25 protein-coding genes and 3 pseudogenes are annotated in these 21,554 nt (G+C 64.5%); 19 read left to right on the top strand and 9 right to left on the bottom strand.

Annotated features, from left to right (window positions below; translation table 11 throughout):
* Nucleotides 1-18 precede the first annotated feature (18 nt).
* Nucleotides 19-1,443 carry an MFS transporter gene (locus C7W88_RS01115; RefSeq protein ID WP_118072190.1) on the bottom strand — a complete coding sequence of 475 codons (1,425 nt, stop codon included), beginning with the start codon at nucleotides 1,441-1,443 and terminating at the stop codon, nucleotides 19-21.
* Nucleotides 1,440-2,288 (bottom strand): SDR family NAD(P)-dependent oxidoreductase, encoded by an 849-nt coding sequence (locus C7W88_RS01110; protein WP_118072189.1) that lies wholly within the window; start codon nucleotides 2,286-2,288, stop codon nucleotides 1,440-1,442. Before C7W88_RS01110 ends, C7W88_RS01115 begins: the two co-directional genes overlap by 4 nt.
* A 193-nt stretch (nucleotides 2,289-2,481) precedes the next feature.
* Between C7W88_RS01110 and C7W88_RS01105 the strand changes: the two genes are divergently transcribed.
* From C7W88_RS01105 to C7W88_RS01095, 3 genes and pseudogenes are all read left to right on the top strand, one after another.
* Nucleotides 2,482-3,642 carry an acyl-CoA dehydrogenase family protein gene (locus C7W88_RS01105; protein WP_118072188.1) on the top strand — a complete coding sequence of 387 codons (1,161 nt, stop codon included), beginning with the start codon at nucleotides 2,482-2,484 and terminating at the stop codon, nucleotides 3,640-3,642.
* 3 nt (nucleotides 3,643-3,645) lie between these two features.
* Nucleotides 3,646-4,784, top strand: a pseudogene (locus tag C7W88_RS01100) (acyl-CoA dehydrogenase family protein).
* Nucleotides 4,785-4,851: 67 nt separating this feature from the next.
* On the top strand, nucleotides 4,852-5,655 hold the full coding sequence (locus C7W88_RS01095) for an SDR family oxidoreductase (RefSeq protein ID WP_118072187.1): 804 nt from the start codon (nucleotides 4,852-4,854) through the stop codon (nucleotides 5,653-5,655).
* A gap of 51 nt (nucleotides 5,656-5,706) precedes the next feature.
* On the opposite strand, the gene gmk is transcribed toward C7W88_RS01095, so the two are convergent.
* The 3 genes from gmk to C7W88_RS01080 are packed head-to-tail and all read right to left on the bottom strand — an operon-like array spanning nucleotide 5,707 to nucleotide 7,331.
* Entirely contained in the window at nucleotides 5,707-6,357 is a 651-nt protein-coding gene (gene gmk, locus C7W88_RS01090) for a guanylate kinase (RefSeq protein WP_118072186.1), read from the bottom strand.
* Between the two features lie 51 nt (nucleotides 6,358-6,408).
* Nucleotides 6,409-6,801, bottom strand: a complete 393-nt coding sequence (locus C7W88_RS01085; RefSeq protein WP_118072185.1) for a hypothetical protein — start codon at nucleotides 6,799-6,801, stop codon at nucleotides 6,409-6,411.
* Nucleotides 6,802-6,833: 32 nt separating this feature from the next.
* Entirely contained in the window at nucleotides 6,834-7,331 is a 498-nt protein-coding gene (locus tag C7W88_RS01080; protein WP_118072184.1) for an SspB family protein, read from the bottom strand.
* 85 nt (nucleotides 7,332-7,416) lie between these two features.
* Between C7W88_RS01080 and hisB the strand changes: the two genes are divergently transcribed.
* The 16 genes and pseudogenes from hisB to C7W88_RS01005 all read left to right on the top strand — a co-directional run bounded on the left by hisB (nucleotide 7,417) and on the right by C7W88_RS01005 (nucleotide 18,664).
* On the top strand, nucleotides 7,417-8,010 hold the full coding sequence (gene hisB / locus C7W88_RS01075) for an imidazoleglycerol-phosphate dehydratase HisB (protein ID WP_118072183.1): 594 nt from the start codon (nucleotides 7,417-7,419) through the stop codon (nucleotides 8,008-8,010).
* Nucleotides 8,003-8,632 carry an imidazole glycerol phosphate synthase subunit HisH gene (hisH, locus tag C7W88_RS01070; RefSeq protein WP_118072182.1) on the top strand — a complete coding sequence of 210 codons (630 nt, stop codon included), beginning with the start codon at nucleotides 8,003-8,005 and terminating at the stop codon, nucleotides 8,630-8,632. The genes hisB and hisH overlap by 8 nt, the downstream gene beginning before the upstream one ends.
* A 68-nt stretch (nucleotides 8,633-8,700) precedes the next feature.
* Nucleotides 8,701-9,839, top strand: a pseudogene (locus C7W88_RS01065) (glycosidase).
* 22 nt (nucleotides 9,840-9,861) lie between these two features.
* On the top strand, nucleotides 9,862-10,587 hold the full coding sequence (gene hisA / locus C7W88_RS01060; protein ID WP_118072181.1) for a 1-(5-phosphoribosyl)-5-[(5-phosphoribosylamino)methylideneamino]imidazole-4-carboxamide isomerase: 726 nt from the start codon (nucleotides 9,862-9,864) through the stop codon (nucleotides 10,585-10,587).
* A gap of 141 nt (nucleotides 10,588-10,728) precedes the next feature.
* Nucleotides 10,729-11,490 (top strand): imidazole glycerol phosphate synthase subunit HisF, encoded by a 762-nt coding sequence (gene hisF / locus C7W88_RS01055; protein WP_118072180.1) that lies wholly within the window; start codon nucleotides 10,729-10,731, stop codon nucleotides 11,488-11,490.
* Between the two features lie 96 nt (nucleotides 11,491-11,586).
* Nucleotides 11,587-11,751, top strand: a complete 165-nt coding sequence (locus C7W88_RS22430; protein ID WP_162895848.1) for a hypothetical protein — start codon at nucleotides 11,587-11,589, stop codon at nucleotides 11,749-11,751.
* Between the two features lie 33 nt (nucleotides 11,752-11,784).
* Nucleotides 11,785-12,108 (top strand): phosphoribosyl-ATP diphosphatase, encoded by a 324-nt coding sequence (locus C7W88_RS01050; protein WP_118072179.1) that lies wholly within the window; start codon nucleotides 11,785-11,787, stop codon nucleotides 12,106-12,108.
* Between the two features lies 1 nt (nucleotide 12,109).
* The gene (locus C7W88_RS01045) at nucleotides 12,110-12,487 is read left to right on the top strand and encodes a histidine triad nucleotide-binding protein (RefSeq protein ID WP_118072178.1); all 378 of its coding nucleotides are present in this window, start codon (nucleotides 12,110-12,112) and stop codon (nucleotides 12,485-12,487) included.
* A gap of 75 nt (nucleotides 12,488-12,562) precedes the next feature.
* Nucleotides 12,563-13,027: a YbgC/FadM family acyl-CoA thioesterase gene (locus C7W88_RS01040; protein WP_118072177.1), complete on the top strand. Its 465-nt coding sequence runs from the start codon at nucleotides 12,563-12,565 to the stop codon at nucleotides 13,025-13,027.
* Nucleotides 13,024-13,725, top strand: coding sequence for a protein TolQ (gene tolQ, locus C7W88_RS01035; protein ID WP_118072176.1), 702 nt, complete (start codon nucleotides 13,024-13,026; stop codon nucleotides 13,723-13,725). The genes C7W88_RS01040 and tolQ overlap by 4 nt, the downstream gene beginning before the upstream one ends.
* 3 nt (nucleotides 13,726-13,728) lie before the next feature.
* On the top strand, nucleotides 13,729-14,181 hold the full coding sequence (locus C7W88_RS01030; protein WP_205525229.1) for a biopolymer transporter ExbD: 453 nt from the start codon (nucleotides 13,729-13,731) through the stop codon (nucleotides 14,179-14,181).
* A gap of 11 nt (nucleotides 14,182-14,192) precedes the next feature.
* Nucleotides 14,193-15,158: a hypothetical protein gene (locus C7W88_RS01025; protein ID WP_118074494.1), complete on the top strand. Its 966-nt coding sequence runs from the start codon at nucleotides 14,193-14,195 to the stop codon at nucleotides 15,156-15,158.
* Nucleotides 15,155-16,533 (top strand): annotated as a pseudogene (gene tolB, locus C7W88_RS01020) (Tol-Pal system beta propeller repeat protein TolB). The gene C7W88_RS01025 and the pseudogene tolB overlap by 4 nt, the downstream one beginning before the upstream one ends.
* An 88-nt stretch (nucleotides 16,534-16,621) precedes the next feature.
* Nucleotides 16,622-17,134: a peptidoglycan-associated lipoprotein Pal gene (pal, locus tag C7W88_RS01015; protein WP_370073163.1), complete on the top strand. Its 513-nt coding sequence runs from the start codon at nucleotides 16,622-16,624 to the stop codon at nucleotides 17,132-17,134.
* Between the two features lie 109 nt (nucleotides 17,135-17,243).
* Complete coding sequence (locus C7W88_RS01010) at nucleotides 17,244-17,777, top strand: J domain-containing protein (RefSeq protein WP_118072174.1); 534 nt, start codon at nucleotides 17,244-17,246, stop codon at nucleotides 17,775-17,777.
* Nucleotides 17,765-18,664, top strand: coding sequence for a phytanoyl-CoA dioxygenase family protein (locus tag C7W88_RS01005; protein ID WP_118072173.1), 900 nt, complete (start codon nucleotides 17,765-17,767; stop codon nucleotides 18,662-18,664). The genes C7W88_RS01010 and C7W88_RS01005 overlap by 13 nt, the downstream gene beginning before the upstream one ends.
* Here the strand turns inward: C7W88_RS01005 and C7W88_RS01000 are convergent.
* The 4 genes from C7W88_RS01000 to C7W88_RS00985 form a co-directional block, all read right to left on the bottom strand.
* Nucleotides 18,591-19,784, bottom strand: coding sequence for a CCA tRNA nucleotidyltransferase (locus tag C7W88_RS01000; protein WP_118072172.1), 1,194 nt, complete (start codon nucleotides 19,782-19,784; stop codon nucleotides 18,591-18,593). The two genes, C7W88_RS01005 and C7W88_RS01000, sit on opposite strands and share 74 nt — an antisense overlap.
* Nucleotides 19,777-20,253 carry a CoA pyrophosphatase gene (locus tag C7W88_RS00995; protein WP_370073162.1) on the bottom strand — a complete coding sequence of 159 codons (477 nt, stop codon included), beginning with the start codon at nucleotides 20,251-20,253 and terminating at the stop codon, nucleotides 19,777-19,779. Before C7W88_RS00995 ends, C7W88_RS01000 begins: the two co-directional genes overlap by 8 nt.
* Nucleotides 20,254-20,374: 121 nt before the next feature.
* Entirely contained in the window at nucleotides 20,375-20,944 is a 570-nt protein-coding gene (locus C7W88_RS00990) for a DUF1285 domain-containing protein (protein ID WP_118072171.1), read from the bottom strand.
* A gap of 22 nt (nucleotides 20,945-20,966) precedes the next feature.
* Nucleotides 20,967-21,476: a GNAT family N-acetyltransferase gene (locus tag C7W88_RS00985; RefSeq protein WP_118074493.1), complete on the bottom strand. Its 510-nt coding sequence runs from the start codon at nucleotides 21,474-21,476 to the stop codon at nucleotides 20,967-20,969.
* Nucleotides 21,477-21,554: the final 78 nt, after the last annotated feature.

Below are 21,554 nucleotides of genomic sequence, written 5' to 3'. Positions count from 1 at the left end.
ATCAAGGTCATTTCATCGTCAGGGGTGAAGGCCCGCCGCATCGGGGTCGGCCTTTGCAACCTGATCGAGCCGCGCCAGACGCGCCTCATGCGCTGCGCGGTCGATCGGGAAGTGCCGCACGACGAAAGCTGTGAGCCCGGCGAGAGCCGCAATGCTCGCGACATAGGCGAGGCTCAGGCGGTGGGTGACTTCCGGCAGGACGGCATCCGGCGCTGTGTTCGCCTCAAGCCCGGCATAGCTGAGCAATAGGCCGGTGATGAATACGCCCAGTCCGCCCGCACACTTCGAGGCAAGGAACGCGCCCGCCGAAAGCGTCCCTTCGGATCGCCGCCCGGTCTGCTCCTCGGATGCCTCCACCACGTCGGCGACCATCGACCACAAGGTCATCGTGCCGGTCACGGTGAAGGTGTTGGACAGCAAGGTACAGGCGAACATCATGCCAAGCGATGCGGTCGTTCCGTCAGGAGCCCACAGGCCGAGCCAGCGCAACATCAGTGGTCCGGCCCAGAACACCATGCCGATCGGGGCCATCCGCATCACCGTCCCGGCCTTGCCCCAGCGCTTCTGTGCCCGCCCGACCAGCATCGAGGCACCCACGACGCTGGCGAAAAGCAGAAATGGAAATGCCTGCAATGCAGTGGGGGTAAATTTCCAGACGTATAGGTAGAGGTAGTTTGACAGCGCAAAGGTGATGCCTTGCGCTGTAAGTGCAGCGGCAATCCCGGCCATCACGATGAGGCATGCAGGGTGGGAAAAGCTTTCCCGGATCTCCCCCAACGAGGCGAAGGCGCTCTTGCTGGCCTCACGCTCAGGCGGCCACGCTGCCACCGCGCGATGCTGCCCGATTGCCGAGACGAGGACGCAGGTGACCATAAGTCCTGCGCCGAACAGCCCGTAATTGCGGTAGCCCTCCCGAGCCAGCATCGCATCTGGCAGGAATACCCCGTAGGCAAGCAGCAGCATCAGCAGCCCGCCGCCCCACGAGAACAGGAAGCGGAAGCGCGTTAGGCGCGTGCGCTCGTCGTAGTCCCGGCTGATCTCCGCCACCAGCGCTGCCGAAGGCACTTCGCACATGGCAACCAGCGCCCGGACCATGATTGCCGAGAGCAGCAGCATCAGGAAGCTCGGCTCGCCAATGGGTGACCACAGGAAGATCCATGCGAACCCGAGAGGGATCGGGGCGATGTAGAGAAACGGAAGGCGACGCCCCCAGGCCGTGCGCGTACGGTCGCTGAAATGCCCGACGATCGGGTCGATCAACCCGTCGAAGACCAGCGCTATCAGCAGGGCAAGGCTGACCAGCCGCGCATCCATGCCGAGCACTTGGTTATAGAAGAGCAAGAGGAACGTGGCGAAGCCGTTGTCCTTCACGCCATAGGCGACACTGCCCAACCCGTTCGCCAAGGCGAGCCGGGTCGGCACGCGACCTTCGATCGGGATCATGCAGCCTTTCCGCTGTCGACCATCTGCTGAAGCGCGTCGAACAGGCCCGGCATATTCGGGTCCCAGCTATGACGCGGCCCGATGGTGATCCCGCCGTCGACAATCAGCGATGTGCCTGTAACAAATCCTGCCGCCTCACTGGCAAGGAACAGCACGGCCTGCGCAATGTCGTCAGGCTGCCCGCCCCGCGCCACGGGCTGCGCCTGCTGCGACATTGCGGCAATCACGCCCTTGGCCTGCGCCTCCATTTCGGCCGGCATCTCCAGCGAAGCGGTGAAGATATTGGTGTTGATGAAGCCTGGCTGCACCGCGTTCACCCTGATCTGGTGTTTGGCGAGGTCTGCCGCGGCGACCTTGGTCAGGTGCAGGACGCCAGCCTTGGCGACTGCATAGGCGGTGGGCGAATAGCCCGGGCCGACTGCGGCCACGCTGGACGTGTTGACGAACGACGCGCCCTTGCGTCCGATCATGTGTGGTACGGCGTAGCGGATGCCGAACGCGACGGAGCGAAGCAGCAGGTCCATCGTCCGGTCCCAGCCTTCGGGCTCGATCTCGTCGATCGGTGCGCGGTCTCCGCCAGCACCGGCATTGTTGAAGACCGAGTCGATGCCGCCAGTTTCTGCGGCAGCACGGTCCATCAGGGCCTTGATGTCCTCGCAACGCGTGACGTCGCAGCGGGCGGTAACGACTTTGCCGTTGGATGCGCTCGCCGTCGCCAGGAGGCCGGCCTCGTCGATGTCCGCCGCGTAGACCGTCGCCCCCTCGGCCGCGAAGGCGATGGTGGTCGCCCGTCCGATTCCCGAAGCTGCGCCGGTCACGACGACCGTCTTGCCGTTGAATCGCATCCCTCTCTCCAGCGTTTTTATGTCGTTTTACGTTTACGTCAGCTTAGGCGCGAAAGACCGTCCGTCAATGGCGATGGGGTTTACGCTACGGCATGCACGATTTGCCCCAAAGCGCAGGAAAGGTGCCGCAAATCCGCGCTTGCCAGACCATCGCGACTCGCCTTAACCTTCCGATTAAGAGAGGAGCATAACCATGTCAGACCTTGATGCTTTCCGCGCGGAAATCCGCGCATGGCTTGAAGAGAACTGCCCTGCCGAAATGCGTGAACCCGTCCGTGACGAGGGCGACGTCTGCTGGGGCGGACGCAACTTCAAGTTCAAGAACGAAGCGCAGAAGACCTGGATGGAGCGCTGCGCCGCCAAGGGCTACACCGTGCCCGACTGGCCCAAGCCCTATGGCGGCGCCGGCATGTCTCCGGCCGAAGCGAAGATCTGGCGCGAGGAATGTGCTCGCATCGGCGCGCGTCCGCCGCTGTCCAGCTTCGGCATCTGGATGCTCGGCCCCGCGCTGCTGAAGTTCGGCACGGAAGAGCAGAAGGTTCACTACCTCAACCAGATCGCCCGCGGCGAAATCCGCTGGTGCCAGGGCTACTCCGAACCCGGCTCGGGCTCGGACCTCGTCAGCTTGCAGACTTTCGGCGAGGACAAGGGCGATCACTGGGTCGTCAACGGCCAGAAGATCTGGACCTCCTACGCCGACAAGGCCGACTGGATCTTCTGCCTCGTCCGGACCGACAAGACCAACAAGTACCAGGGCATCAGCTTCCTGCTGTTCGACATGACCACCCCGGGCGTGACGACCAAGCCGATCAAGCTGATCAGCGGCAATTCGCCGTTCTGCGAAACCTTCTTCGACAACGTCGTCGTGCCGAAGAACCAGATTGTCGGCGAGCTGAACCGCGGCTGGGATGTCGCAAAGTACCTGCTCGGTCACGAGCGCGAGATGATCTCGGGCGCCGGCGGCGGTGACCGCCTCAACGCCATTGGCGCTGTCGTTGCCCGCAATGGTCTCGAAGACCCGATCCTGCGCGCAGACCTCGCCATGTTCGACGTCGATGCGCTGGCCTATGCCTGCATGGGCGAGAAGTTCCTCGATGAGGCCAAGGTCGGCCGTGCCCATCCCGCACAGCCCAACATGATGAAGTACGCCGGCACGGAACTGAACAAGCGTCGCCACGAACTGCTGATGTCGGCAGGCGGGGCAACCGCGCTTGAATGGGAGAGCGAGCGTACCAATGGCGGTTCGCCGTCGCGCTCGTGGCTGCGCACCAAGGCCAACTCTATCGAGGGCGGCACCAGCGAAGTCATGCTCAACGTTGTCGCCAAACGCATCCTCGAACTGCCGGGAGCCTGATCGATGCCCCTTTACCACACCGAAGATCAGGCCATGCTGGCCGAGAGCGTCACCGGCTTCATGGCCGATGAAGGCGGCATCAAGAAGCAGCTGCGCCACTATCGCGAAATGAACTGCCAGGATGGCTTCGGCCACGCCCTCTGGAAGCAGTTTGCCGAAATGGGCCTCACCGGCATGCTTGCCACCGAGGCTGATGGTGGCCTTGCCATGGGCCACGTCGAGGCGGGCATCGTCCTGCGCGAAATCGGTCGCAACCTTACGCCGTCGCCGTTCCTGACCACCTCGGTCATGGGCGTGACCGCGCTGTCCGGCGGTTCGGACGAACTGCGCGGCCGCTGGCTCCCCGGTGTGATCGCAGGTGACAGCGTGCTGGCCGTGGCGGTCGATGAAGGCCCCAAGCACCGCCCGAACGCATTGCCTGCAAGGCCGAGAAGGCCGGCAACGGTTTCCGCCTGCAGGGGCGCAAGGCGTTCGTGGTGCAGGGCGCATCGGCTGACGCAATCATCGTCGCTGCGCGCACCTCGGGCAGCGATACCGACAACGACGGCATCACGCTGTTCGCGGTGCCGAAGGATGCCGCAGGCGTGACTCACGAGAACCTGCGTCTGGTCGACAGCGCGATGGCCAGCAACGTCACCTTCGACAATGTCGAGCTCGACGGCGATTGCGTGATCGGCGAAGTCGATGGTGGGCGCGAATTGCTGAACAAGGTCATCCGCGCCGGCCGCATCGGCGCTGCCGCTGAACTGACCGGCGTAGGGCAGGGCGCATTCGACATCACCACCGCCTACCTCAAGACGCGCAAGCAGTTCGGCCAGCTGATCGGTGAGTTCCAGGCGCTGCAGCACCGCGCCGCGCACCTCTATTCCGAACTGGAGATCGCCGAAGCCGCGGTCATCAAGGCGCAGCAGCTGCTCGATGGCAATTCGGAGAAAGCAGACCTCATGGTTTCCGTCGCCAAGGCGAAGGCTGCCAAGGCCTGCAACCTCTCGGTGCGCGAAGGCGTGCAGATGCACGGCGGCGTCGGCATGACCGACGAATACGACATCGGCCTATACATGAAGCGCGACCGTTCGCTCGCCGAGTTCATGGGCGACCAGTACTACCACGCCGAACGCGTGGCCCAGCTCAGCGGCTATTGATGCAATCGCCCCTCCCCGGCGGGGAGGGGGACACGACCCGGAAAACGGGCGCGCAGAGGAACAACACATGGATTTCAGCAAGCTCTTCAGCCTTGAAGGCCGCGTCGCGGTCGTCACCGGTGGTTCGCGCGGGATCGGCGAGATGATTGCCGAAGGCTTCATCGCTGCCGGGTGCGAGCGCGTCTACATCACCGCCCGCAAGGCCGCCGTGGTCGAGGAAACTGCCGCCCGCCTCGGCGAGAAGTGCATCGCGCTTCCCGGTGATATCTCGAACGTTGCCGGCATCGAACAACTCGCTTCCGACCTTGCCGGCCGCGAAAGCAAGCTCGACATCCTCGTAAACAACGCCGGTGCCGCATGGGGCGCGGACTTCGAGGATTTTCCGGAAGTCGGCTGGGACAAGGTCATGGACCTCAACGTCAAGACCCCGTTCTTCCTGACGCAGAAGCTGCACGGTCTGCTCAAGGCTGCCGCCAGCAAGGAGCAGCCAGCGAAAGTCATCAATATCGCCTCAGTCGATGGCCTGCGTGTCAATCCGTGGGAAACCTACAGCTATCAGGCTTCGAAGTCGGCGCTGATCCATCTCACCCGCCGCATGGCTGCCCGCCTGATCAAGGACCAGATCGTCGCCAGCTGCATTTGTCCGGGCGCGTTCCCGTCCGAAATGAACAAGGCTGCGGCCAAGAATCCCGAAGCCTCTGCCAAGGGCATTCCCTCCAAACGGATCGGCACGATCGAAGATATGGCAGGTGGCGCAATCTTCCTCGCCAGCCGCGCCGGCGACTATGTCGTTGGAACGCCGCTGCCGATCGATGGCGGCATCGTCAACGGCTGGATCCCGGACAATGCAATCGATCCGTCAGGTCACTGATCGGGAAGATTACTTGGGTGCCCTCATACATGTGGGGGCACCATTGCCACTTCAGCCGCGCATCAGCCCGCGCACAAAGTCGATCAGTCCGGTCTGGCGCGTCCGCTTCATGCGCTCGGCGGCCAGGATCTCGCGGACCTTGTCAAAGCAGCCTTCGACATCGTCATTGATCACCACGTAGTCGTAACCGTCCCAGTGGCTGATCTCGGCCTGGGCCCGGTCCATCCGCGCCGCGATCACTTCGGCCGTGTCGGTACCGCGCCCGGTCAGGCGGCGGCGCAGCTCTTCAAGGCTCGGCGGCAGGATGAACACGCGCACCACATCGGCTTGCGCCTTCTGGTAAAGCTGCTGGGTGCCTTGCCAGTCTATATCGAACAGCACGTCTCCACCGGCTTTCAGCCGGTCACGAATATGCGCCTTGGGCGTGCCGTAGCAGTTGCCGAAGACCACCGCCCATTCGTAGAACTCGTTGGCCTCGACCATGCGGTCGAACTCGACCTTGTCGACGAAGTAGTAGTCCTTGCCCTCGACTTCCCCGGGACGAATCGGTCGCGTAGTGACCGAGACCGACGCAGCGATCTCGTTGTCCTCGGCCAGAAGCTTGCGCGCGATCGTCGTCTTGCCGGCGCCGGAGGGCGAGGACAGGATGAGCATGAGGCCCCGGCGGTGCAGGGTGTCGTCGTCTTGGGACTCGTGAACCATGTGCGCTAGTGGCGCATCGCTTCCCGCATGGTCAAGTGGGGATGGTTCCGCTCAGCTCTTCTTGCCGCGCTCGGCCTGTTCCTCGATTGCAGCTTCGCCCTCTGCCTCGGCGGTTCTGCTGCGACGGCGGTCATAGAGGGTCTTGGCCAGCAGGCCGCCACCGACAACGATCGCGCCGGGCACAGAGCGTGTGGCGACGCGGGCAATGGCGGTGCCGACCAAGGTTTGCATCATCGTGCGTCCCTGGATAACGCGGCCCGCTTTTTTCGAACCCATCTTTGTCCCGATCAGGCCTTTCTCGACGCCACGGCGCAGCAGCGAACCACCGGCACGCAGGGCGATATCCGCCAGAATCAGGTTGGTCATCGGGTTGGGGCTGGGAGCAGGCACCTTGTCAGCGGCGTCCTTTGCCGCATCGGCCAGTTTCTTGCCCTTCTTCGCCATGCCCTTGCCCTCTGTCAGCGGGGCAGAGCCCCTTACTTCTTCTTGCCGAAATCCACCGTGACGACGTTCGACCCGTCCTCGGTCCGCTCAACGGCAGGCGTGTCGGCTGGTTCCGGCGAATCATTCTCGGCCGGCTCAACCGGTTCGGCCTCGTCATCGACAACAGCCTGGAATTGCAGGCCGAAATCGACTGCCGGATCAACGAAGGCGGTGATGGCCGAGAACGGAATCACCAGGGTCGAAGGAATCTGGTTGAACGAAAGGCCAACACTGAACTGATCTGCCTCGACCTTGAGGTCCCAGAACTTGTTCTGCAGCACGATCGTCATCTCGTCGGGGAAACGCTCGCGCAGACGCTGCGGAATGTCCACGCCGGGAGCGCCGGTCTTGAAGGTGATATAGAAGTGGTGGGTGCCCGGCAGCATCCCGCCGCCGGCAGCAACTTCGCCCAGCACCCTGCCGACCACGGCGCGCAGCGCCTCCTGCACGATTTCGTCGTAGGGGATCAGGCTGTCAGGTGCATCGCTCATGCCGCCACAACTGACCTCCCGGCCGTTCGGGTCAAGTGGGGACGGACATTGATTCTAAACCGGAGCGGCGTATAGGCGCTTTCCCATGCGCACCGGATCGATCACGCGAAAGACCGAGGAAACCGACATTGCCGTGTCGGTGAACCTCGATGGCACCGGCACCTACAAGGTGGAAACGGGCATCGGCTTCCTCGATCACATGATCGAGCAGTTCAGCCGCCACTCGCTGATCGACATCGAATGCCGGGTGAAGGGCGATCTCCACGTCGACCAGCACCACACCACCGAGGACAGCGCCATTGCGCTGGGCCAGGCCATCTCCCAGGCACTGGGCGACAAGAAGGGCATCACCCGCTACGGCCACACCTATTCGCCGATGGACGAGGCACTGAGCCGCGTCGCGCTCGACATTTCGGGCCGTCCGGTGCTGATCTGGAAGGCTGCCTTCACGCAGCCTCGCCTGGGCGAGATGGACACCGAGCTGTTCGAGCACTGGTTCCAGTCGATCAGCCAGGCGGCCGGCATCACGCTGCACATCGAAAGCCTCTACGGCTCGAACAACCACCACATCATCGAAGGCATCTACAAGGGCTTTGCCCGCGCCATGCGTCAGGCGATCACCATCGATCCGCGCAAGGCCGATGCCGTCCCTTCGACCAAGGGCATCCTCGGTGGCTGATACCCTTGCGCTGGTCGATTACGGCGCGGGCAATCTCCGCTCGGTTGCCAACGCCCTGAAAGCAGCGGGTGCCGAAGGCGTCGTGGTGACGTCCGATCCCAGCGTCATCCGCGCTGCGGACCGAATCGTGCTTCCCGGGGTCGGTGCATTCCGTGCCTGTATCTCGGCGTTGTCCTCCGTACCCGGCCTGGTCGAAGCGATGGAAGAGCGCGTCCTCGTCGGCGGCGCCCCCTTCCTCGGCATCTGCGTCGGCATGCAGCTTCTCGCCGATCGCGGCATCGAGTTCGGCACGACCGACGGCCTTGGCTGGATCGGCGGCGAAGTGCGCGTGATCGAGCCGGCCGACCCGTCGATCAAGGTGCCGCACATGGGCTGGAACGACGTCGCTCCGATGCCGCATCAGGGCGGTGCCGAACTGCTCGAACCGGGCGAGGCCTATTTCCTTCACTCCTACCACTTCGTGCCCGAGGAGGGCGCGCACATAGCGGCAATGAGCGATCACGGCGGCGGTATCGTCGCGGCGGTGGCGCGCGACAATATCCTTGGCGTGCAGTTCCACCCGGAAAAGAGCCAGTCCTACGGCCTTTCGCTGCTCGCCCGCTTCCTTGAATGGAAGCCTTGACCGGTTAGCCTGAGGGAACTGTAACGCGCACCCGGGCCTTTTCTTCCTTTGAAGGAGGCTCTTGCCGCATGACCACGTTTCCGTTCGACCGTCTGGTGTTCACGCCCTTCATGGTGGACCTCGCGCAATCCCCCTTGCGCGGTCACTTCGATGCCGAGACATACGTGCTAGGGGCCTTCAACCCCGGGATGACGGTGCTGCCGAACGGCAACCTGCTGTTCATGGTCCGCGTTGCCGAAGCGCTGCGCCAGCCAATCCGTGACGGCAAGGTCCACGCGATCCGCTGGCACGAAGGCGGCTATGTCCTCGATGGCTGGCCGCTGGAGCTCGCCGACACTTCGGACCCGCGCAAGTTCCTGCTCCACGGCGGCGGCTGGAAGATCATGGCGCTGACCTCGCTGTCGTGGCTTCTCCCGGTCGAAATGTCGCCCGACGGTCTGAACGTGGTCGCAATACACTACGACAAGGCGATTGCGCCCCAAGGCTCGTTCCAGTGCTACGGCACCGAGGACGCCCGCATCTCACGCATGGGGAGGGCGCCTACCTGATGACCACCTGTTCGGTCAGCCCGGAGCGCCATTCGACCACGCTCTATTCGTCCGAGAACGGCCTCGATTGGTACTTCGAAGGTATCGTGCTCGATCACCAGAACAAGGACATGCTGATCTTCGAGGGGCTAGTCCATGGCGAGTACTGGGCGCAGACCCGGCCATTGGGCGATCTGTATTTCGCCTATCCACCGGGCAGCGAGTGGCGCTCCGGTCCCTCGATCAACCTCGCCTCATCTCCTGACGCTCTGCACTGGAGGCCACGGGTCGAGCCGGGCATTCGCCCTCACGCCGGCACCGCGGCCACCGCTCGCATGGGTGGCGGCACGCCTCCCATCCTGACCGAGGTCGACGGCAAGCGTGGCTGGCTTACCCTTTGGCATGGCGTCGAACCGAAGGAGATCGTCGGCATCTACCGCACCTATTGGACCCTGCTCGATGCGGACGAGCCGTGGAAGACCATCGGCGGCAGTCACACCCCTCTGCTCGAACCCAATGCCGAACTGACCCGGCCCTTGGAAGACCTGCTTTATCTGCGCGACGTTGTCTTCACCACGGGCATTGCCGAACTCGAGGATCGCTACGTCGTTGCCTCGGGCGAAGCTGATCTTGCCTGCCGGATCACGCATGTGCCGAAGGAAGCCTTCCGTTCCGCGTGATCGCCTGCTAGGCGCGCGCTCCATGATCGTCTTTCCCGCCATTGACCTGAAAGCTGGCCAGGTCGTTCGCCTCGCCGAAGGAGACATGGACCGCGCCACGGTCTACGGCGATAACCCCGCCCATCAGGCAAGCCTCTTCGCTGAGGCCGGGTCGCAATACCTCCACGTCGTCGATCTCGACGGCTCGTTTGCCGGTCGGGCCGAAAATCGCGAGGCGGTCGAAGGCATCCTCAAGTCCTTCACCGGCCACGTCCAGCTCGGCGGCGGCATCCGCACGCGCGAGGCGGTCTCGGGCTGGTTCGACTTGGGCGTCAGCCGCGTCGTCATGGGCACCGCTGCGCTCAAGGACCCGCAGTTCGTTAAGGACATGGCAAAGGAGTTCCCCGGCGGCATCGTCGTCGCGGTTGACGCGCGCGACGGCATGGTTGCCACCGAGGGCTGGGCCGACGTCTCGGACGTCTCGGTCGTCGATCTCGCCCGCCGCTTCGAGGACGCAGGCGTCGCCAGCCTGCTCTTCACCGACATTGGCCGCGATGGCCTGCTAAAGGGCGTGAACCTCGACGCTACCGTCGAACTCGCCCGCCGCGTCGACATCCCGGTTATCGCCAGCGGCGGTGTCAAGGGCATCGACGACATCCGCATGCTCAAGATTCACGAGGTCGACGGCATCGAAGGCGTCATCACCGGCCGCGCGCTGTTTGAAGGCAAGCTTGATCTTGCCGCTGCGATCGCGATGGCCGAGGCTTAAGGTCTTGCTCTCTCCCCTTCAGGGGAGAGATACGAAGGCTTGTCAGCTTGCTGACTAGCCGAAGTTGAGAGGGGCATGTTGCGCCAGCCCCTCTCCCAACCCTCTCCCCTGAAGGTGAGAGGGCTTACGAAGGATTGAGCCATGACCGTCCGCGTCCGCGTCATCCCCTGCCTCGATGTCCGCGATGGCCGCGTGGTCAAGGGCGTCAACTTCGTCGACTTGCGCGATGCCGGCGATCCGGTCGAGCAGGCCCGTGCGTACGACAAGGCTGGCGCGGACGAGCTGTGTTTTCTCGATATCTCTGCCAGCCACGAAGGTCGCGGCACGCTGCTGGATGTCGTCGCGCGCACGGCTGAAGTCTGCTTCATGCCGCTCACCGTCGGTGGCGGGGTCAGGGCAGTCGAAGACGCCCGCGCCCTCCTCCTCGCCGGGGCGGACAAGGTCGCGGTCAATTCCGCCGCAGTCGCCCGGCCCGAATTGGTGCGCGACATTGCCGAGAAGTTCGGCGCGCAGTGCGTGGTCGGTTCGGTCGATGCGCGGCGGGTGTCTCCCGGCAAGTGGGAGATCTTCACACACGGCGGGCGTAAGGCCACCGGCATCGACGCGCTGGCCCACGCGGTCAACCTTGCCACGCTTGGCGCGGGCGAATTGCTCGTCACCTCGATGGACGGTGACGGCACGCAAAAGGGCTACGACCTCGAACTTACCCGCGCCATCGCCGATGCCGTACCGGTCCCGGTCATCGCCAGCGGCGGCGTCGGCAGCCTCGATCACCTTGTCGAAGGCGTGACCAAGGGCCATGCCAGTGCCGTGCTGGCAGCCTCGATCTTCCACTTCGGCACGCACTCGATTGCCGAGGCGCATGCCGCGCTTCGGGCCGCAGGACTGCCTGCAAGGTCCTGAGTCCCAAGATGGGGCATTAATCATCTGAACTAAGGGATTTTACGGAAACCTCCGATCTGGCAAGAGCTTGGCGTTAACAATCAAGGTCGCTTGCTCGTGCTTCGTATCGGAACGTCCCTCCTTGCAGTCCTGCTGTCGGTCGCGCCAGCCATGGCGCAGTCGAGTGGCATCTCGATCCCCGAACCCACTGATGGCGCCCTGTTCGGCATGGGCCTCGTCGGCCTGATCGTCGGCCGCCACATCGCCAAGCGCCGGGGTTGACCGGCACGCCTGTTCCGCGCCATTGCGGGGCTCATGGAACACGGTGAAATCCTTGGGCGGCTCGAAGCCACGATAGCCCAGCGTCGCGCGGGCGACCCTTCCGCCAGCTATGTTGCCAAACTCAACGCCAAAGGTCTGGCCAAGATCGCCCAGAAGGTGGGGGAGGAAGGCACCGAGACCGTAATCGCCGCGCTCGCCGGAGACCGCAAGGAACTCATCGGCGAAGCGGCGGACCTGATCTTCCACCTGATGGTGCTGCTCTCTGCCAAGGACGTGCCGATCGCTGAAGTTCTGGCCGAGCTCGAGCGGCGCGAAGGCACCTCGGGGATCGCCGAAAAAGCCAGCCGGAGCAACTGACATGGCCGTTGACGCAACGCTCCCCTACGATGACCAGAACATCTTCGCCAAGATTTTGCGCGGGGAGATCCCCAATCGCACGGTCTACGAAGATGACTATGCGCTGGCGTTTCACGACATCAATCCGCAGGCACCGACCCACGTCCTCGTGATCCCCAAGGGGGCCTACGTGTGCTGGGACGATTTCTCCGAAAAAGCGTCCGAAGCGGAAATCGCGGGCTTTGTCCGCGCCGTGGGCAAGGTCGCGCGTGATCTCGGCCTGGTGGCTCCGGGCTATCGGCTGCTGGCCAACACCGGCACCAACAGCCATCAGGAAGTGCCGCATCTGCACGTTCACCTCTTCGCCGGGCAGCCGCTTGGCCCGATGCTGGTGCGCTGAACGGGGCGAACACGGGGGTAAGACGTTAACCACCCCTTGCCCTTCGACTCGTCGCAAGGGTAGGGTTGCCAACGAATGTCCCTGCCGCTTGCCCCCTCTGGCCAGTTCGATGGCTCCCAGCACCTTTACCCGGTCCGCGTCTACTTCGAGGACACGGACCTTTCGGCTGTCGTCTATCACGCCAACTACCTGCGCTGGTTCGAACGCGCCCGGTCAGACATGCTGCGTCTGCTCGGCATAGACCAGCGTGCCGCCCACGAAGCGGGCGAGGGCGCCTATGCCGTCAGCGAAATGAACCTGCGCTACTTGCGGCCTGCCAAGCTGGATGACGAAGTGCTCATCCGCAGCCACGTGGACGAACTTTCCCCTGCCACCTGCTGGATCGTGCAGCGTGCGTTCAGGAACGAGACGCTTCTGTGCGAAGCGAGGGTGCGCGTCGCCTTCGTCGCGCCGAATGGTCGCCCCCGTCGCCAACCGCGCGAATGGATGGCCGCTTTCCAGACAATTGCAACTGCTCCCGAAGGACAGGAAACCGCATGATTCTCCCGATGCTCGCCAATGGCGTTGCCTTCGCGCCGACTTCGCTCAACCCCGTGCAACTGTTCCTCGATGCGGACTATGTCGTCCAGGGGGTCATGGTCGGGCTCGTGCTCGCCAGCATCTGGACGTGGACTATCATTATCGGGTTCTCGCTGAAGATGGGCAGTGTCCAGCGTGGTTGCGACAAGTACGAGAAGGAGTTCTGGGAAGCGCGCGACATCGATCAGTTCCAGAAGGAGAACAAGGGCCGCGACCTGCCCTCGGCCCGCGTGGTCAACGCGGCGCTGATGGAATGGCGCCGGTCCACGTCGGGCAAGGCAATTGACCGCGAAGGCACGCGCCAGCGCCTCAACAGCGCACTCGATGGCGCGGTGGTAACGGAAACCGACACGCTCGCCAGCCGCCTCAACTTCCTGGCGACCGTCGGCTCGGTGGCGCCATTCGTTGGCCTGTTCGGCACGGTGTGGGGCATCATGGACAGCTTCTTCAACATCGGCGCACAGCAGAACTCCTCGCTGGCCGTGGTCGCACCTGGCATTTCCGAAGCGCTGTTCGCCACCGCCATTGGTCTGTTCGCGGCCATTCCGGCGGTCATCGCCTACAACCGCTTTTCACACCGCGTGAACCGCTTCGAAACCCGGCTCTATCGCTTCGCCGACCGCTTCCACGCCACGCTCAGCCGCGAACTGGAGGCCTGAGGCATGGCGATGTCCATGGGTTCGGGCGGCGGAGGCGGTCGCGGTCGCAGAGGCCGTGGCGGGCGCGCCGCGATGAGCGAGATTAACGTCACCCCGCTTGTCGACGTCATGCTCGTGCTGCTGATCATCTTCATGGTCACCGCACCAATGCTGGCGGCGGGTGTGCCGGTCGACCTGCCCGACAGCAAGGCAGATCCGCTCGACCAGCAGCAGGACCAGATCACCGTTACCATTGACGCGCAGGGCGCAGTTTTCCTTGACGACCAGCAGCTTGCTCCCGGCGAACTGACTGACCGCCTTGCCGGCCTGCAGAAAGGTCCGAAGCCCCCGCTCGTCACCTTGCGCGCAGATCGCGTGCTTGATTGGGGCCGCGTTGCCGCCGTGATGGGCGAGCTGAACGCTGCGGGCTTCAAGTCGATCTCGCTGGTCACCAACAGTTCAGCCGCGCCGCAATAGGCTTGGAAGCGATGCGCGAACCCACCGCAGAAGGACTCTCGAAGCAGGAAGGGGCAGGGCTGGCCATCGCCGCGCTGGCCCACGCCGGCCTGCTCGGCTTCCTGATGCTCTCCCCGCCGGGCAAGACGATCAAGCCACCGCCGCAGCGGATGGAAGTGACCTTCTCCGACGAAATCGCCGACCAGTCGACCTCGCCCGACCCGATGGCCGAGGCGGCACCCGATGTCGCGCCCGAACTCGGCGAGCCTGCGCCCGAGCCCGAAGCGCAACCCCAGCCGATCCCCGAGCCGCCGAAGCCGGTGCCTGCGCCGCCCAAGCCGCAGCCGGTCCCGCAGCCTAAGCCAAAGCCGGTGCCCGCACCTCCCAAGCCTGCGCCCAAGCCCCAGCCGCAACCCAAGCCTGCCCCGCCGAAGCCGGCACCGCCGAGGCCAGCCCCGCCACGGCCTGCGCCCGCGCCGCCCAAGCCTGCGCCTGCAAAGCCTGCTCCAGCGAAGGCAACGCCCGCCAAGCCCGCTCCCGCCAAGCCCGCAGACGCCAGTCCGCGCCGCCGCCCAGACGCGCCGTCCGGCGGCAGCCGCATCGGCTCGGACTTCCTCTCCGGCATCCCCGGCGCGACCAGGCCCGGCACGGCGAAGACACCGCCCGCCGCCACCATAGGTCCGGAGGTCAAGGCGTCTCTTGCCAGCGCCATCTCGCGCCAGATCAAGCCGCACTGGGCAGCGCCGCAGGGCGTCGATGCCGACAAGCTGATCACGATCCTCGCCTGGGATCTCAACCCGGACGGTAGCCTCGCCGGTCGCCCTCGCGTCGTCGATCAACAGGGCATCACCCCTGCCAACGAAGCGCAAGCCAAGCGCCATGCCGAACAGGCCATCCGCGCCGTGCAGCTTGCTGCTCCATTCGATCTGCCCGATACCTACTATTCGGGCTGGAAGCGCGTCACCGCCTTCCGCTTTGACAGGAAGTTGTCCCAATGAAGATGCGTTTCCTCGTTCTTGCCGCAGGGCTTGTCTCGATGCCTGCGCTTGTCGCCGCCCAGCAGGCCACGCTCCCTTCATCGACCGCGGCACAGGCGCCTGCCGACGAGGGGCTGACCGGTTCCGTCTCCGACGAGAACGAGTGGCAGGACCTCGGCATCGCTATCCCGTCCTTCCCGACCAACGCCTCGGTTGCGACCGCAGCCGAAGGTGGCAACACCGAAGCGCTTGGCCGCAACGTCGCCCGCGTCGTTTTCAACGACTTGCGCAACAACGGCCTGTTCAAGCCGGTCGGCCCCGACCAGCTCCCCGAAGTCGCCTTCCCGCAAGTCGCAGCCCCCACCTTCGATACCTGGCGCGGACGTTCTGCTGAAATGCTGGTGCAGGGCTTCGTCAAGGCCAACGACGATGGCCGCCTGACTGTCGGCTGCTATCTCTATGACGTTGCCCTTGGGTCCGAACTCGCGCGGCAGGGCTATGTCGTCAAGCCCGAGGAATGGCGGCGCGCCGCACACAAGTGCGCCGACATGGTCTACTCGCGCCTGTCGGGCGAAAGCCCGTTCTTCGACAGCAAGATCGCCTATATCGCCGAGACTGGCCCAAGGATCGCCGCCGCAAGCAGCTGGCGATCATGGATTCCGATGGCGCCAATCACCGCTTCATCACCAATGGCCAGGCCACCGCGCTGACCCCGCGCTATTCGCCGGATTACAGCCGGATCGTCTACCTCAGCTACCTCAACGGTGCGCCGCGCATTTACGTCTATAACGTCGGCACCGGCCAGCAGACGCTGGTGACGTCCAGCACCAACCCCACCTTCGCCCCGCGCTGGTCGCCCGATGGCAAATGGATTCTCTATTCGATGGCTATTGCCGGCAACACCGACATCTATCGCGTCCCCGCCACCGGCGGCCAGTCCACCCGCCTGACCGACAGCCCCGGCATCGACGTCGGCGGCTCCTACTCGCCCGATGGCAGCAAGATCGTCTTCGAAAGCGACCGTTCCGGCAGCCAGCAGCTCTACGTGATGGACGCCGACGGTTCGAACCAGAAGCGCATCAGCTTTTTCGGCGGTCGCGCCGCCACGCCCGAATGGTCACCTCGCGGAGACCAGATCGCCTTCACCCACATCGGCGGCAACTTCCGCATTGCCGTGACCGATCCGTATGGCAAGGGCATGCGCTTCCTCACCGATTCCTGGCAGGACGAAGCTCCGACCTGGTCGCCCAACGGCCGTATCGTGCAGTTCTTCCGCACCGAACGCGGCAGCGGAAAGACCGGAATCTGGCAGGTTGACCTGACCGGGCGCAACGAGCGGAAACTCAATACGCCGGTCGATGGTTCAGACCCTGCATGGGGCCCTGTCCTGCCCTGAACAAGGAAGGATCAGCGCCCTTGTCAATGCATCGCCGAAATTGCACCTTGCGTCGCCATCTCTCCCCTCTCTCCAAAGGAGAATGCCCATGAACCGCTCCATCCTGATTGCCGGCGTTGCCGCTGTCACCCTTGGCCTCGGTGCCTGTGCGTCGAAGCCCAAGCAGCTTCCGCCTGAGCCGGGTACCACCACTACCACGCAGACCACCCCTCAGACGACCCAGCCGACCGGACCCGTGCCCGGCAGTCAGGCCGATTTCGTGGCGTCGGTCATCTCAGACACCGTGAACTTCGACACCGACCGCTACAACATCGACGCATCGGATCAGGGTATCCTGCAAAGCCAGGCCTCGTGGCTGGCGCGCTATCCGGCCAAGTCGATCACCATCGAAGGCCACTGCGACGAGCGCGGCACGCGTGATTACAACATCGCGCTGGGCGAACGCCGCGCCAATGCGGCCAAGAACTACCTGGTCAGCCTCGGCGTCGATCCCTCGCGCGTCACCGTCGTCAGCTATGGCAAGGAGCGCCCGCTGGCGCTTGGTTCGGATGAAGATTCGTGGGCACGCAACCGCCGCGCGGTCACCGTCACGGTCAACTGATCCCCTTACAATGCAGGCAAGGCCCGGACCCGAAAGGTTCGGGCCTTTCGCATTCCCGGCACCACACCCATCTTGACCTTTCCTGCGGGTTTGGCTTGGGATTGAGGCAATGGCACGCAACACACGATCGTCTGACTGGGGCTTTCCCCGCTGGCGCGGCTACGGCAGCGCCTTCGAGGCTGCGCCCGTGCGCCTGTGCGATCGTGCCGGATGCGACCAGAAGGGTGATTGCCCGGCCCCCAAATCACCCAACAATCCTGATCGCTGGTATTTCTGCCAGCAGCACGCCGCAGAATACAACCAGGGCTGGAACTACTTCGAAGGGCTCGACAAGGAAGAAGCCGAGCGTCGCGAAGCCGAAGAGCGCGGCGAGGCCTCGGGCTTCAAGCAGGCCGCATGGGCCGAATGGGGCGGTTCCGGCGATGGCACCCGCAGCCGGGACGAACTGCGCGCCCTCGAAACGCTCGGCCTTGAACCGGACGCCGATTTCGATGCGGTGAAGAAGGCCTGGCGTTCCAAGGCGAAGGAAGTCCACCCCGATGTCCGGCCGGGCGACAAGGCCGCGGCGGAGCAGTTCCAGAAGCTGCAGGTCTCCTACGAGGTGCTCCGTGCTGCCGAAGAGCGTCGCGAGTGGAAGGGGTAGCAGTGGATCAGATCGGCCGCTTCGGCCCGCATCAGGCCAGCGAAGCCGCAATCCGCCTTGCCCGCGATGGTGTCATCGTGTTCGAGCGTCTGTTCGATCCGGCAGTCGTCCTGTCAATTGCTGACCATGTTCGCCGCCGCGTTCCCGGCGCCTATGATTCAGACGCACCCCGGCCCGAAGACTATCTCAGCGTCGGCACAAAGCGCATGAACGGTCTGGTTCCGATTGATCGCAGCATGGCCCCAGCCATTGATATGCTGCTCAATCCGGCGCTGGATATCCTGTTCAGCGCAGCGCTGGGCAGTGACTGGGTCTATGAATCGTTCGGCGTGATCAGTTCCTTTCCCGGAGCAACCACGCAAGGGTATCACGCCGACGACGCGCATCTGTTTCCGGGCAGCGCCTTTGCCGGCAGTCTTCCCGCCTATGCGCTGACCATTTCGATCCCCCTGATCGAAGTGAATGGAATCAACGGTGGCACCGAGTTTCTTCTCGGCACTCATCTCTCGAGCACTGGCGAAGGCGCGAATGACACGCCTGTAACCAGCCCGCTGCTCCCCGGCGACTGCATGATCTGGGACTACATGGTCCGCCATCGCGGTCAGGCCAATAACAGCGATAAGGCACGGCCAATGCTCTATCTCACCGCGTGCCGTTCCTTCTGGTCGGATTCCAAGAACTTCCGTCCGGATGCGCGCAAGCTTGTGATCGAGCGAGACCTCGTTTGGTCCTTGCCCGCTGCGGGTCGCAAGCGGCTCAAGCGGTTCAAGCCGCTTCCCGGCTTAGGCACGGGCTTGCGCAGCATCAGTCGCGTTATTGGCTGGTACGCGCCAAGGCTTCATCAAGGATTGCTGAAACTCTTGCGTCGTCCGGGAAGCCTTCGCTGATCCACCGATCCTCAACCGCGCGCAGCAGCCTCGCAACTTCAGGGCCCGCCGTAATACCACGAGCCACGATCGCGCCCCCTTTCAGCGGGAAGATCGGGACTGTCCAGCCCTCCAGCGCGGCAACGGACGAGCCGCCGATGAGCAGCCGGTCGCGCGCTTCCTCGATGCCGATGCGATAGGCCAGCGCCCGGCCGTCCGCTTCCCCAGCGTTGCGCGCCGCGGCACTGGCGAGCCGCTTGCGCTGCGCCACCGAAAGCCGCAGCCGCGCGGCGACCTGTTCGGCCAGCGGCGGGTCGGGCGGCAGGAGCGCGGCCAAGCGCCGCAACGCCACGGCCTGCACCCCAGCCGCGCGCTCGTTCTCAATGAGAGCGGCAAGAACATTCAACTCCTCGCTTCCGGCCTCGGGAAGCACTTGCTCCAGCACGCCAAGCTCAGCCATCCGGCGCACTGTCGGGGCCGGATCGGGAAGGCCCAACAGGTTCATCAGCTCCCAGCCCACCCGCTCACGCGAAAGGCCTTTCATCCCGGCGGCGAGTTCTGCCACCGCCTGTTCGGCAGCGGCGTCGGCAGGAAGCGAACCGAACCGTGCCTGAAACCGGAAATAGCGCAGGATGCGCAGGTAATCCTCGCGGATGCGCTCGCGGGCATCGCCGATGAATCGCACGCGCCGGGCGGCGAGGTCGGCCAGCCCGCCATGGTAATCGAACACCTCCAGCGTGCGAGGATCGGCGTAGAGCGCGTTGATCGTGAAATCGCGCCGCGCCGCATCGTCGCGCCAGTCGGTCGAGTACGCGACCGTCGCATGGCGGCCATCGGTAGACACGTCGCGGCGCAGCGTCGTGATCTCGACCGTGCCCCCTGCAAGAACCGCAGTCACCGTCCCGTGGGCAATGCCGGTCGGCACCGCCTTGATCCCCGCCTGGCCCAGCCGAGCCACGGTTTCCTCCGGCAGAAGCGTCGTCGCCATGTCCACGTCTTTCGGCGAAAGCCCAAGGATCGTGTCTCGCACAACTCCGCCAACCCAGCGGCAATTGCCCTCACCCTGCGGATCGAGCGCAGTGACCAGCGCCGCAAGGTCCTCGCGCCCGGTCCATGCTGCTGGGGGCAGGCGTTCAGTCATGCCAGCTCATCCGCTTTGCCAGATTGGAGATGATCGCCGCCGTCACGCCCCATATGCGATGCTCGTTCCACAGGATCTCGATGAAGCGCCCCTTGCGCCCATTCCATTCTGCCGATTGCCAGACATGCTGCATCGGGTCGAGCAGGAAGCCCAACGGCGGCTCGAACCAGTCCGCCACTTCGGCAGGGTTGGGTTGCAGCGGCAGGTCAGGCGGGACCATCGCCAGCACCGGCGTGATGTCATACCCCGTGCCCGTGCGGAACCGGTCGGTTTCGCCGATCACAGACACGTCCTCTGGCCGGATGCCCAGTTCCTCGTTCGCTTCGCGCAGGGCGGCTTCGATCGGGGTCTCACCGGGGTCGAGCTTGCCTCCCGGGAATGCCGCTTGCCCCGGATGCGCGCGCATGTGCGAGGGCCGATGAATCAGGAGCACTCCGGGGCCATCCGGATGGTTCTGTCGCTCGGTCACGGCAATCAGCACAGCCGCGGGCCGCAAACCGTGCTCGGGCAGGGGCGCCAGTCTTCGTAAAGCTCCTTGGCAGGCTCCCGGTGTCCCTCGGCATAGAGCTGCGCAAGCCTTGTCAGCAGGCTCATGTGCCGGGCACCAGCGCGAAGCGCTGGCCAAGACTTTCCACGGCAAGGTCACCGCTGCCCCGCGACAGGGCATGCTCGATCAGCTGTCCGTAGGTGCTGCGGTTGAGCCGGGCCTCCGTGCCGTTTCGGACGGCGAGGTAAAACGCCGGGATCTCGGCCGTGCCTGCGATCCGCAGCGGATGGTCCGGCCCGCAGATCACAAGGTCGTCGCTGTTGAGCCGGAAGGCCAAAGCAGGGCGTCCCTCCGGATCCAGCTTCACCTGCATATCGGTCGCCAGGAAAGCGGCGTCCTCCACAGCGATGGCCAGCTTCTGAAACGGCGTCACCAGCCAGTGTTGGCCCTGCTCGTCCCGCGTCAGCAACGATGAAAACGCTCGCACCATTGCCGGACGCCGAATCTCGCCACCCTGATGAAACCATCGCCCATCTGCGGCAATGCGCATCTCGCTGTCGCCCAGTTCCTGTGGGCTCCACTGGTCGACCGGCGGCAGCTTGCGCGCAGCCACCTGCGCGGCCAGTTCGGTGAGGCTCAGGGATGCGAGTTCGGGCGGGGGTGTGTAAGGCACCGTTTGCCGATGCCAGATCGGATCAGCGTCGCCAAGGCCCCAACATGCCCTCTTGCGGCAGGACGGCAGGATTGGCGGTGCGGCACAGCAGGCGATGCTGCTCGTACGGTCCCGGCAGGCGCCATCCGCCTGTCTGGGCGTTGCTGAAGCCAAAGAAGCGTTCGTAGTACTCGGGATCGCCGATCAGCACCTGTGGCAGCGGCGCGCGCGGGTCGATGGCGGTAAGCGCCGCCGTCATCAGCGCCTTGCCAAAGCCTTCGCCCTGCAGATGCGGCATCACCGCCACCGGGCCGACCATGATCATCGGATGCATGCGGCCGCTTTCGTCGGTCAGCGCCACCGGCCAGCACTGGATCGTGCCCGCCAGCATGTCCTCGTCGTCAAGCGCCGCGAACGACAGGTTGCCGAGTGGCTCCATGCCCTCGCGCACCTTGTAGGCAGTTCGCTGGTGCCGCGTCGGCTCGAACGCTGCATCGAGCAACTGCTCGACCAGCGCGGGATCGACATCAGCAAGCGGGATGATCTTGGACAACGGCGGTGCTTTCTTCGGCCCTGCGAACTCGGGCGGGAAGCGCGCCGATAGCCCCCCAGGCCACATGCTGCAAGTTTG

This window comes from Novosphingobium sp. THN1 (assembly GCF_003454795.1).
GTDB lineage: Bacteria > Pseudomonadota > Alphaproteobacteria > Sphingomonadales > Sphingomonadaceae > Novosphingobium.
This window is presented reverse-complemented; position numbering and strand designations above follow the sequence as displayed.

Bases quoted from the DNA above. Each gene is read 5' to 3' on its own strand.
- C7W88_RS01115 (WP_118072190.1), bottom strand. From the start codon at position 1,443: ATGATCCCGATCGAAGGTCGCGTGCCGACCCGGCTCGCCTTGGCGAAC.
- C7W88_RS01110 (WP_118072189.1), bottom strand. From the start codon at position 2,288: ATGCGATTCAACGGCAAGACGGTCGTCGTGACCGGCGCAGCTTCGGGA.
- C7W88_RS01105 (WP_118072188.1), top strand. From the start codon at position 2,482: ATGTCAGACCTTGATGCTTTCCGCGCGGAAATCCGCGCATGGCTTGAA.
- C7W88_RS01095 (WP_118072187.1), top strand. From the start codon at position 4,852: ATGGATTTCAGCAAGCTCTTCAGCCTTGAAGGCCGCGTCGCGGTCGTC.
- gmk (WP_118072186.1), bottom strand. From the start codon at position 6,357: ATGGTTCACGAGTCCCAAGACGACGACACCCTGCACCGCCGGGGCCTC.
- C7W88_RS01085 (WP_118072185.1), bottom strand. From the start codon at position 6,801: ATGGCGAAGAAGGGCAAGAAACTGGCCGATGCGGCAAAGGACGCCGCT.
- C7W88_RS01080 (WP_118072184.1), bottom strand. From the start codon at position 7,331: ATGAGCGATGCACCTGACAGCCTGATCCCCTACGACGAAATCGTGCAG.
- hisB (WP_118072183.1), top strand. From the start codon at position 7,417: ATGCGCACCGGATCGATCACGCGAAAGACCGAGGAAACCGACATTGCC.
- hisA (WP_118072181.1), top strand. From the start codon at position 9,862: ATGATCGTCTTTCCCGCCATTGACCTGAAAGCTGGCCAGGTCGTTCGC.
- hisF (WP_118072180.1), top strand. From the start codon at position 10,729: ATGACCGTCCGCGTCCGCGTCATCCCCTGCCTCGATGTCCGCGATGGC.
- C7W88_RS01050 (WP_118072179.1), top strand. From the start codon at position 11,785: ATGGAACACGGTGAAATCCTTGGGCGGCTCGAAGCCACGATAGCCCAG.
- C7W88_RS01045 (WP_118072178.1), top strand. From the start codon at position 12,110: ATGGCCGTTGACGCAACGCTCCCCTACGATGACCAGAACATCTTCGCC.
- C7W88_RS01040 (WP_118072177.1), top strand. From the start codon at position 12,563: ATGTCCCTGCCGCTTGCCCCCTCTGGCCAGTTCGATGGCTCCCAGCAC.
- tolQ (WP_118072176.1), top strand. From the start codon at position 13,024: ATGATTCTCCCGATGCTCGCCAATGGCGTTGCCTTCGCGCCGACTTCG.
- C7W88_RS01030 (WP_205525229.1), top strand. From the start codon at position 13,729: ATGGCGATGTCCATGGGTTCGGGCGGCGGAGGCGGTCGCGGTCGCAGA.
- C7W88_RS01025 (WP_118074494.1), top strand. From the start codon at position 14,193: ATGCGCGAACCCACCGCAGAAGGACTCTCGAAGCAGGAAGGGGCAGGG.
- pal (WP_370073163.1), top strand. From the start codon at position 16,622: ATGAACCGCTCCATCCTGATTGCCGGCGTTGCCGCTGTCACCCTTGGC.
- C7W88_RS01010 (WP_118072174.1), top strand. From the start codon at position 17,244: ATGGCACGCAACACACGATCGTCTGACTGGGGCTTTCCCCGCTGGCGC.
- C7W88_RS01000 (WP_118072172.1), bottom strand. From the start codon at position 19,784: ATGACTGAACGCCTGCCCCCAGCAGCATGGACCGGGCGCGAGGACCTT.